The 9644-nt window shown below is 49.8% G+C and carries 10 protein-coding genes; 2 read left to right on the top strand and 8 right to left on the bottom strand.

Features of this window, described 5'->3' with window-relative positions; genetic code table 11:
- Nucleotides 1-115: 115 nt before the first annotated feature.
- The 7 genes from napC to napF are packed head-to-tail and all read right to left on the bottom strand — an operon-like array spanning nt 116 to nt 6131.
- Nucleotides 116-745, bottom strand: a complete 630-nt coding sequence (gene napC, locus M988_RS06130; protein WP_004092041.1) for a cytochrome c-type protein NapC — start codon at nt 743-745, stop codon at nt 116-118.
- Nucleotides 746-756: 11 nt separating this feature from the next.
- Nucleotides 757-1176: a nitrate reductase cytochrome c-type subunit gene (napB, locus tag M988_RS06125; protein ID WP_230599750.1), complete on the bottom strand. Its 420-nt coding sequence runs from the start codon at nt 1174-1176 to the stop codon at nt 757-759.
- A gap of 38 nt (nt 1177-1214) precedes the next feature.
- On the bottom strand, nt 1215-2081 hold the full coding sequence (napH, locus tag M988_RS06120) for a quinol dehydrogenase ferredoxin subunit NapH (protein WP_039188212.1): 867 nt from the start codon (nt 2079-2081) through the stop codon (nt 1215-1217).
- Complete coding sequence (gene napG / locus M988_RS06115; protein WP_008814123.1) at nt 2081-2833, bottom strand: ferredoxin-type protein NapG; 753 nt, start codon at nt 2831-2833, stop codon at nt 2081-2083. The genes napH and napG overlap by 1 nt, the downstream gene beginning before the upstream one ends.
- 21 nt (nt 2834-2854) lie before the next feature.
- Nucleotides 2855-5347 carry a nitrate reductase catalytic subunit NapA gene (gene napA, locus M988_RS06110; protein ID WP_008814124.1) on the bottom strand — a complete coding sequence of 831 codons (2493 nt, stop codon included), beginning with the start codon at nt 5345-5347 and terminating at the stop codon, nt 2855-2857.
- Nucleotides 5344-5610, bottom strand: a complete 267-nt coding sequence (napD, locus tag M988_RS06105) for a chaperone NapD (RefSeq protein ID WP_004092032.1) — start codon at nt 5608-5610, stop codon at nt 5344-5346. Before napD ends, napA begins: the two co-directional genes overlap by 4 nt.
- Entirely contained in the window at nt 5607-6131 is a 525-nt protein-coding gene (gene napF, locus M988_RS06100) for a ferredoxin-type protein NapF (protein ID WP_008814125.1), read from the bottom strand. Before napF ends, napD begins: the two co-directional genes overlap by 4 nt.
- A 429-nt stretch (nt 6132-6560) precedes the next feature.
- Between napF and narQ the strand changes: the two genes are divergently transcribed.
- Together narQ and narP are read left to right on the top strand one after the other, a co-directional pair.
- Nucleotides 6561-8243: a nitrate/nitrite two-component system sensor histidine kinase NarQ gene (narQ, locus tag M988_RS06095; RefSeq protein WP_008814126.1), complete on the top strand. Its 1683-nt coding sequence runs from the start codon at nt 6561-6563 to the stop codon at nt 8241-8243.
- An 83-nt stretch (nt 8244-8326) separates the two neighbouring features.
- Entirely contained in the window at nt 8327-8959 is a 633-nt protein-coding gene (gene narP / locus M988_RS06090) for a nitrate/nitrite response regulator protein NarP (protein ID WP_008814127.1), read from the top strand.
- Between the two features lie 63 nt (nt 8960-9022).
- Here the strand turns inward: narP and M988_RS06085 are convergent, their stop codons facing one another.
- Nucleotides 9023-9298 (bottom strand): winged helix-turn-helix domain-containing protein, encoded by a 276-nt coding sequence (locus M988_RS06085; RefSeq protein WP_008814128.1) that lies wholly within the window; start codon nt 9296-9298, stop codon nt 9023-9025.
- Nucleotides 9299-9644: the final 346 nt, after the last annotated feature.

The following is a 9644-nucleotide window of genomic DNA, read 5'->3' as shown; positions in this document are numbered from 1 at the left end:
GACTCGGACGCCTGCACGGAGTGCATGCAGGTTTCGGTGCATTAGGCGTACGAAACCTTACACTGGAACAACATCAACGACAGGCGTACAAAACCTTGCACACCAAGTCATCCCCCTAAAACCCATTCTTAATCCCTTTCATATCAGGCAGCTTATGCGCTATCCCTTTATGGCAGTCGATACAGGTTTTACCGTCCTGAATGGCTTGATCGTGCATTTTCCCTGCGACAGTTTTCTGTGCAGTAAAGTCCATGTATTCGAAGTTATGACAGTTACGACACTCCTGCGAGTCATTGGCTTTCATACGCGCCCATTCGTTTTCAGCCATCACCAGACGGTGTGCTTCAAATTTCTGTGGCGTATCAATCAGGCCAAAAGCCTTAGCATACAGCTCTTTACTCGCCTTGATTTTACGCACTATCTTCGGCACCCACTCGTGGGGAACATGACAATCCGGACAGGTTGCACGCACACCACTGCGGTTAGTGTAGTGAACGGTATCCATATACTCCTGATACACGTTGTCGCGCATTTCATGGCAGCTAATACAGAATTTCTCTGTGTTGGCCATTTCCATCCCGGTATTGAAGCCGCCCCAGAAAATAATACCCGCCACAAATCCCAGCAACAGTAGCGTTCCCAAAGCCAAACGGCTTGGACGACGCCACCACTGCCATACTCGGCGAATAATGCCTGGTTTTTTCTGTTCGGTTGGCTTGTTGTCTACTTCTTTATTATCCAGCATAGCGGCTCCTGTTACTGCCCAAAGCCCGGTGCGGCCTGGAAGCTATTCCCCACGATAGGTGGTGCATCACTTTGTGGTACGTGGCATTGCAGGCAGAAATAGCGACGTGGGGCCACCTCACCCAACACTTTGCCATTAGCATCCATAAAGTGAGTTGGGCTAATTCTCGGTGCCCCCGTAGTTCGGTAATGCTCAACGCCGTGACATTGCAGGCAGCGATTGGTGTTTTTACTGATCTGATAGCCATCAACGCTGTGCGGGATCATGGGTGGCTGATTAACATAGTTCAGCGCCATACGCTCTTGCTGCTTAGGCATTTTAATCTGCCCTTCTGCAGTGCCAGAGACTTCCGGTGACTGGCTCAAATCGACGTCGCTAGCCGCGTATACTGCGCCCGCTACAGACAGTGACAGCACTACCGCCTGTAACATTGCCCAAAGCGAAGCGTGCTTTTTCAGGACATTGCTTTTCATTCTTTAGCTCCCGAACGATGAAATCGGTTCTTAAATTCGAATACGTGCTCTGCACACACATCCATGCAACGCCCGCAGCTGATGCAATCTTTGCTCAGTACCAGCGGGCTATGATCGTTATTTAATACAGGTTCTCGCAGAACCTGAGACTCCGGACAAACGTGAAAACAGTCCATGCAGCGGGTGCATTTTTCTCGATGTTCTGCGCTCACGCGCACCATCGCTTTCGCGCCGATAACGCCATACAGAGCGCCCATCGGGCAAATATGCCCACACCATCCATGCTCTGTCACCAGCAGGTCAAACAGGAAAACAGCCAAGATTAGCCATAGACCACCCACGGCACCAAAAATCAGGCTGCGCCCCAGCAATGCCACAGGATTCAACCATTCCCACAGCAAAGTTCCGCTTACGGCGCTGCCCGCCAATACCGCCAGCAAAATACCGTAACGCAGACCGCGCGGCAGCGATGCCGATTGGCGGATGTTTAGCTTGCGCCGCATCCACGCGGCTAAATCAGTCACCGGATTCAGCGGACAAACCCATGCGCAGAACGCCCGGCTGGCAATCAAAGCATAAATAGCCACGATAACCAGTGCTCCCGCTAAAGCAGTGAGAGCAGGCCAATGACCAGCAAACAAGCTTTCCAGCATCATCAATGGATCGGTTAAAGGAACGGTATCCAGCAGCAAACTGCCGCTGTAGTTTCCTTTTAAAATCCAGACACCAAACCACGGCCCTGATAAAAACATCATCAGAATCGCCAATTGGCTTAAACGACGCAGAAGCAACCAACGGTGACTTCGGATGAATCCGTGACGCTGACGAGCGTCACGTCCAGCCTGACTGGCGCTGTTAGCCATTATTCACCTCCCTGCGGCATACGCGAAGGTAGCTGAGTGCCGGACGGAACTAATGAGTGTCCGGCCTTCTCCTTCTCTTCCCATCCCAAGCGGTAATGACGTCCTAGCTCTCCGCGTGCGATAGAGAGCGGCAGCACTTTAATTGCCGCTTCGTCTAACACGCAGGCCTGTTCGCATTTCCCACAGCCGGTGCAGGCATCGCTGTGAACCGTCGGCAAGAACTTCGCATGCACGCCGGTTCTTTCGTTTCGATGTAGTTCTAGCGTGATAGCCTTATCAATGGAGGGACAAACGCGGTAACACACATCACAGCGTAATCCCTGCCAATTTAGGCAATTCTCATGATCGAGAAGTACCGCCAGCCCCATCCGCGCATCATCGATGTCGGTCAGATGAGGGTCAAGAGCACCACTCGGACAGGCCACCACACAAGGGATGTCTTCGCACATCTCACAGGGGGTTTGTCTGGCAACGAAATAAGGCGTTCCCGCTGAAGAGGGCGACAGCAGCGTCGCCAGCTTCAACGTGTCGTAAGGACAAGCCTGAACGCACTGCCCGCAGCGAATGCAGGCGCGCTCAAACTCACCGTCCGGCAAAGCGCCCGGCGGGCGTAAAGCCAAACCATCGCGAGCCTGTGATTGCTTTTGTTGCAATCCCAATACCAGCGCTAGTCCAGCCAGCCCTCCGGCGCTGCGCACCGCGTCGCGTAAGAAACGACGGCGTGCAGGCCTTTTATCTCGTTGTTGAGTCATCAGGTAACGCTCCTTACCTATTTAGGCAGTCACCTTTTCAACTTTTACCGCACATTTTTTGAAGTCGGTTTCCTTCGACAGCGGATCGGTCGCATCCAGCGTCAGGTTATTCACCAACTGCGCGGCGTCAAAGAACGGCATGTAAACCAATCCTTGCGGTACGCGGTTACGCCCACGGGTTTCAACGATAGAAACCAGCTCACCACGGCGTGAACTGACTTTCACTTTATCGCCACGGCGTAAACCACGCTGCTTAGCATCCAGCGGATGGATAAACAATACGGCCTCAGGGAATGCGCGGTGCAGTTCGGGAACTCGACGCGTCATAGAACCCGTGTGCCAGTGTTCCAACACACGACCGGTCGACAGCCATAGGTCAAATTCTTTATCCGGTACTTCCGCCGCAGGCTCAAATGGCAGAGCAAAAATCACCGCTTTACCGTCTGGCTTACCGTAGAAACGCACGCTTTCACCCACTTTTACGAACGGGTCAAAGCCTTCACGGTAGCGCCACAGCGTTTCTTTGCCATTAACCACCGGCCAGCGGATACCTCGCGCCTTATGATATTCATCGAACGGAGCCAGATCGTGACCGTGACCACGACCAAACGAGGCGTATTCTTCAAACAGACCTTTCTGCACATAGAAACCAAAATCGCGAGATTCATCGTTCAGTTGATCGGCAGGGATCTCTTCAAGCTTGAATTTATTCACGTTGCCGTTGGCATACAGCACGTCGAATAGCGTTTTACCTTTTAATTCAGGTTTGCTATTGATCAGCTCAGCAGGCCACACGTCTTCTACGGTGAAGCGCTTGGAGAATTCCATCAGCTGCCACAGATCGGACTTCGCCTCGCCCGGCGCTTTTACCTGCTGATGCCAGAACTGGGTACGACGCTCAGCATTGCCGTAGGCTCCCTCTTTTTCCACCCACATCGCGGTTGGCAAAATCAGGTCAGCGGCCAAGGCGCTCACGGTTGGATAAGGGTCGGAGACCACGATGAAGTTACGTGGATCGCGCCAGCCAGGCATACGGTCAGCGTTGATATTCGGCCCAGCCTGCATGTTGTTGTTACACATCACCCAGTAGGCATTCAACGTGCCATCTTTTAGCGCGCGATCCTGTGCGACGGCATGCAGCCCCACTTTCTCAGGGATGGTACCCGCAGGCAGTTTCCATGTGTTTTCAGCGATCTGGCGGTGTTTTTCGTTGGTAACCACCATGTCGGCAGGTAAACGATGAGAGAACGTCCCCACTTCGCGTGCTGTACCACAGGCTGAAGGTTGGCCGGTCAATGAGAACGGACCACACCCCGGCTTAGAAATTTTGCCCGTCAGCAGGTGAATGTTGTAGCAAAGGTTGTTCGCCCATACGCCACGCGTATGTTGGTTGAATCCCATCGTCCAGTAAGAAACCACTTTGATATTGGGATCGGCATACAGCTTCGCCAGTGATTCCAACGAATCTTTTGGCACGCCGGTCATTTCTGCGGTTTTTTCCAGCGTGTATTCGGATACAAACGCTTTGTAATCTTCAAAGCTCATTGGCTCTGATGCATCGCTGCCAGGGTTCTTAGCGGCTTTTTCCAATGGATCGGTTGGACGTAAACCGTAACCGATATCCGTTGCCCCTTTGCGAATATTAACGTGCTGCTTCATGAACTCCTGATCGACAGCATTATTTTGAATAATGTAGTTCGCAATGTAGTTCAGGATCACGAGATCGGATTGAGGCGTGAAAATTATCGGGTTGTCGGCCAGCTCAAAGCTACGGTGCTCAAAGGTGGATAGCACGGCCACTTTCACGTTCTGATCAGTCAAACGGCGGTTAGTAATACGCGACCATAGGATGGGATGCATTTCCGCCATGTTGGAGCCCCACAACACGAAAGCATCAGCCTGTTCGATGTCGTCATAGCAACCCATTGGCTCATCCATGCCAAAAGTACGCATGAAGCCCACCACCGCGGACGCCATACAATGGCGCGCGTTAGGATCGATATTGTTAGAGCGGAAACCAGCCTTGAACAATTTAGACGCCGCGTAGCCTTCCCAAACCGTCCACTGGCCTGAGCCAAACATCCCCACTGACGTTGGGCCTTTTTCTTTCAGAGAGGTTTTGAATTTCTCTTCCATCACATCGAATGCCTGATCCCAGGTCACCGGCGTGAATTCGCCTTCTTTATTGTACTGACCATTCTTCATACGCAGCAGCGGCTGAGTCAGACGGTCTTTTCCGTACATGATTTTTGGCAGGAAATAACCTTTAATACAGTTTAGGCCACGGTTAACTGGCGCATCAGGATCGCCCTGAGAAGCCACGATACGACCATTCTGCGTACCTACCAACACCCCACAACCGGTACCGCAAAAGCGGCACGGTGCTTTATCCCACTTAATTTCATCAGCCCCACCGACGACCGCTTTCGCGACGGTCGGAATGGTCAGCCCCGCAGCCGCTGCTGCAGCGGCGACGGCGTTGGCTTTCATGAAGTCTCGACGACTGAGTTTCATGGCGTATCCTCACCTTGCTCATCCTGCTGGTGATAAACCAGCGACACCGCCAGCACACCTGCCACATTGCGCGCTGACTCAATTCTGTCTAGCAATGCGTTTGAATCTTCGCTTTGCATGACAACCACTAACTTGCCTTTTTCTTGTTCTATCGCTGCCACTTCAGTTTCCGGCATGGCGGCCAGAGCGTCTGCGACGGCGGGTACGGCTTCCGGCTTAGCCTGAACGACTAATCCACATACGTGCCACATCTCATTGCTCATACTTCATTCCTTTCAGCAGTATCATCTTGCACAGAAGACGCCGCTGGCATAACTCGAATGGCATCCACCGGACAGCCACGAACACATTCGCCACAGCCGGTACATGTATCTAAATCAATAATCGGTTTCGCAATTCCACTTAAATGTGGAGCAAATCGGATGGCATAAGGCTCACAGGCATCCTGACAACTGCGGCATTCAATCCCTTTTTGCGTGAGACAGTTCCCCTGAATTTCGGCTCGGATCGTCCAAGGCTGTTCACGATGTAATTCAAACAGCGGCAGCTCGCAGGCCTCGGCGCAGCGACGGCAGAAGGTACACTCTGCGCGATGGAAATCGATGGCGGGAAAACCACCGTCACCGGCGATTAATACGCCAGTTTCACACTGTTCAATACAGGAGTGGCAACGAGTGCAGCCCGCAATAAAAGCAGGCTCAGCAATCGTCCAAGGTGGACGCTGTGCGCTAGCGGGTTTACGCCAACGAGCACTGAGTAGATTGCGCCGAGAAAGCGTAGTCATTTAATACTCCAGTGACATTGCTCATCTGTCCTGATGAAAAGCACAGTGGCTAATAAAAATGAAAAATACGTCCAGTCAATTTATTTTGGTTTTAACTTGTTGTTAGTAATAGTTCTTATTTACTTAATAACCAGAAGTATAGGTTTTTTCTAAGCATAAAGTATGCGGATTAGAGGATGAGTTATAATCCCCCTTTATAGGTAATTGTGGGTAGGGATTGCGCGAGATCAAACCTTTTGTTGGGTTTTCACGCACTGTATAGAGGGTATTCGTTCATTTCGTTATTAATTGTTTTATATAACGATTATTTGAATTCACTTTTATGCCTGAGTATCGCGGTACAAATAGCGACGTTATGAAGCCCCTTTGCCGCCCAATATGCTCAGCTCATCCTCTTGTCTCGTGGTCATACAAAATAGGTATATTGACTTGCTCGTAAAACGTTCAGTGACTAGCACAATAGCGAAAACATTAGCGGCTATTGTTATTCTTTCGGTGCTGTCGACGGGCATTGCTCTCGTCACTGTAGCCAGCAGCCTGAGCGACGCTGAAGCCGTGAATATTGCGGGTTCGCTGCGTATGCAAAGTTATCGGCTTGCCTATGATTTGACGAATCAACCGCAGGATGTTGATTTACATCTCAAAGAATATGAGCAATCAATGCAGGCACCGGCGCTCAAAAAGCTTGATCGATTTTATGTTCCCGCTTCTGTGCGCAGTGAATACCACCATTTGCTCTCCACCTGGCATGTGTTAGATCAGCAACTTAAAGCTGGAGATACCACCAAATATCTTTCCGATGTCGCGCGTTACGTTAGCCAAATCGATCACTTCGTATTGGTGCTACAGCACTATTCTGAGCAGAAAATGCAGCAGGTTGTCGCTATCAGTCTGTTAGGTGTTTTCGCCATCATTGGGCTGGTTTGGTTTGCAATCCATACCACCCGCCGCGAAGTTGTCGCCCCGCTCAATAAATTGGTGAATGCCAGTCAACGGATGCAAAGCGGGTATTTTTCACCGATGCAGTTAGATGTCAATCTCCCGAATGAAATCGGTGTGTTATCAAAAACGTTCATTCGGATGTCGAGCGAGCTCGAAAAGCTGTATCGCTCGCTAGAAGATAAGGTGCAAGAGAAGACCGAAAGTCTTATGCAAGCCAATAAATCTCTCGGCGTCCTGTTTGATTGCTCTCAGGCGCTAACCGTCAGTGAAATTACCCAGCCAAGTTTTGAAAAGGTGCTAAACATTGTTCGCACCAGCGAAGCACTAAGTTATCTAGAGCTAGAAGTTCACGACAGCGGCAACGGGCGTTGGTTGCTACACAGCGGCCAGTTGGAGGATTCTAAGCCAACCTCATCCATAGCATTGATGTTAGACGGACATAGACTCGGTGAACTGCGGTGGCCAAAAGGGCAGCATGCACAACAGCAGCTAATGCAAAACGTTGCTAACATGCTGAGCCGCGGGATCTATTTTAATCGCGCTCAAAAGCAGCAGGTGCAGCTGTTATTGATGGAAGAGCGCGCGACTATTGCCCGCGAACTGCACGACTCTCTGGCACAGGCGCTTTCTTTCCTACGCATACAGATAACCCTACTTAAACGCTCCATTCCTACTGAAAATACGCAGGCTCAGGGAATTATTCGAGATTTCGATCAGGCGCTATCTGACGCATACCGCCAACTGCGTGAATTGCTGGCCACTTTTCGCTTAACTATCCAAGAAGCTGATTTACGAGAAGCCTTACATCAGCTACTGGCACCATTAAAATTGCAAACTGAGTCCATTATTACGTTAAACTGTGCCCTTTCCTCGCAGTCGCTCAACGCACAGCAGCAGGTTCACGTCTTGCAAATTGTACGTGAGGCCGTGCTTAACGCTATCAAACACGCTCAGGCAAAGCATATCGAAATACGCTGCCATTACGGCCCTAAGGGCGAAAGTGTGATTAGCATTCAAGATGATGGAGTTGGCATCGCAAGCCTCGAAGAACCTGATGGACATTATGGTCTGACGATTATGGCAGAGCGAGCGACACGACTGGGCGGTGAATTGATGATTCGCGCTCGGGAACCTGCAGGAACTGAAGTCTCATTAGTTTTTCAGCATTGATTACCTGCATTAACTATTGTTCAATTAAAATACAACGATAATAGGCTACGAAGAGATCGTCCCCTATTGTTTTGGAGCCTTCTATGGAAACAGAAAATTACGCAGTGATGATCGTGGACGATCACCCTTTGATGCGCCGCGGCATTCGTCAATTGCTCGAACTAGATCCTACTTTTGACGTCGTCGCAGAAGCTAGCAGCGGAAGTGAAGCCATCGCACTTGCTAGCCGCGCGCAACCCGATTTGATCCTATTAGATTTAAACATGAAGGGACTCTCTGGTCTGGACACGCTGAAAGCACTGCGTAATGAAGGTGTGGATGCCCGCATCATTATTCTGACTGTTTCGGACTCACGCAGCGATGTCTATGCTTTGGTGGATGCAGGTGCCGACGGCTATTTATTAAAAGATAGTGAACCAGAAATTCTGCTTTCTCAGATCCATCAAGCGGCAAGCGGCAAAAATGTCTTTAGTGATACCATCAGCGAATACCTGTCTTCACGCACTGAACTCACCGATCCTTTTGCCGATCTGACGGAACGTGAATTAGACGTATTGCAGGAAGTTGCCCGCGGACTTTCTAATAAACAGATCGCTTCACAGCTCCACATCTCCGAAGAAACCGTGAAAGTTCATATCCGTAATCTACTGCGTAAATTGGACGTCCGATCACGCGTTGCCGCAACGGTGCTCTATCTGGAGAATAAAAACCAGTAACACACTCGATGAGCGATGGCGATAGGCCGTCGCTCTCCCATCGTCCATCGATGGATTAACTGTCTAGATTGCCGCTAACAATTGCTGAGCATGATCGGAAATCCATTTGTCATTGAGCGGCCCCCAACTTTTCAAACGGTAGTAACCATCGTTGTTACGCACACCTTCTTGAACAAAGTCCAATTCTATCCCCATCCCAGGTAATGCTTTAAGCACATCCTGTAAGGTTCTGCGTGGCCAACCGGTGACCTGCATTAGATGAGGTACATTAGGCTTTTCTATGTGGCTCAATAGCCAGCACAGATACAGTCGTCGTGCAAATACGGGGTTGAAATCCATTTATTCTCCTACTCATCACGTAGCAATCGCGCTGTGACTCAAAAATAACTTATGACACTCGTATTGTAGATAGTTTAGTCAGAAAGGGAAGGCGTAGAGGGCATGAACAGAACGCTTGGAGAACGCATTATGAATGAGGGCATAACGCTGAATTCAATCTTGACTAAGACTAACACTTCTATTTTATTTACATTTTTATTTATTAAAACTTAAAATTAAAAATAAGAAAAACAAAAAAGATCCATTGAATTAATGTATACCGTAAATGCATTATTTAATTTGATCGTTAAACAGCGTAACTCCCCTCCTGATTGGAAAATAAATCAACTCAATATATTCACACTAC

This window comes from Hafnia paralvei ATCC 29927 (assembly GCF_001655005.1).
Lineage (GTDB): Bacteria > Pseudomonadota > Gammaproteobacteria > Enterobacterales > Enterobacteriaceae > Hafnia > Hafnia paralvei.
This window is presented reverse-complemented; position numbering and strand designations above follow the sequence as displayed.

Coding starts and splice junctions, on each gene's coding strand:
- M988_RS06085 (WP_008814128.1), bottom strand. CDS start 9,298: ATGGATTTCAACCCCGTATTTGCACGACGACTGTATCTGTGCTGGCTA.
- napF (WP_008814125.1), bottom strand. CDS start 6,131: ATGACTACGCTTTCTCGGCGCAATCTACTCAGTGCTCGTTGGCGTAAA.
- napG (WP_008814123.1), bottom strand. CDS start 2,833: ATGACTCAACAACGAGATAAAAGGCCTGCACGCCGTCGTTTCTTACGC.
- napA (WP_008814124.1), bottom strand. CDS start 5,347: ATGAAACTCAGTCGTCGAGACTTCATGAAAGCCAACGCCGTCGCCGCT.
- napB (WP_230599750.1), bottom strand. CDS start 1,176: ATGTTACAGGCGGTAGTGCTGTCACTGTCTGTAGCGGGCGCAGTATAC.
- napC (WP_004092041.1), bottom strand. CDS start 745: ATGCTGGATAATAAAGAAGTAGACAACAAGCCAACCGAACAGAAAAAA.
- napH (WP_039188212.1), bottom strand. CDS start 2,081: ATGGCTAACAGCGCCAGTCAGGCTGGACGTGACGCTCGTCAGCGTCAC.
- narP (WP_008814127.1), top strand. CDS start 8,327: ATGGAAACAGAAAATTACGCAGTGATGATCGTGGACGATCACCCTTTG.
- napD (WP_004092032.1), bottom strand. CDS start 5,610: ATGAGCAATGAGATGTGGCACGTATGTGGATTAGTCGTTCAGGCTAAG.